Origin of the sequence: Cobetia sp. SIMBA_158, assembly GCF_046566945.1 — a bacterium.
Classification (GTDB): Bacteria; Pseudomonadota; Gammaproteobacteria; order Pseudomonadales; family Halomonadaceae; genus Cobetia; species Cobetia amphilecti.
The window spans coordinates 1-243 of record NZ_JAWJYL010000955.1; the positions used below are offsets into that span (position 1 = coordinate 1).

The window sequence follows — 243 nt, forward strand, 5'->3', positions numbered from 1 at the left end:
AGGATTCATCCAAATGATCCACAAAGGCTTTCCCGGGCACTGGAAGTTTTTTTCATTTCGGGTAAAACTTTAACGGAACTGACGCAAACGTCAGGAGACGCCCTACCGTATCAGGTGCATCAGTTCGCCATCGCCCCGGCGAGCCGTGAACTGCTCCATCAACGCATTGAGCAGCGTTTTCATCAGATGTTGGCTTCAGGTTTTGAAGCAGAAGGCCGGGCGCTTTTTGCCCGAGGAGATTTG

General features: G+C 51.4%; 1 pseudogene. It reads left to right on the forward strand.

The annotated features are described in order from the left end of the window. Positions 1-243, forward strand: a pseudogene (locus R2R70_RS22635) (tRNA (adenosine(37)-N6)-dimethylallyltransferase MiaA); the annotation flags it as partial.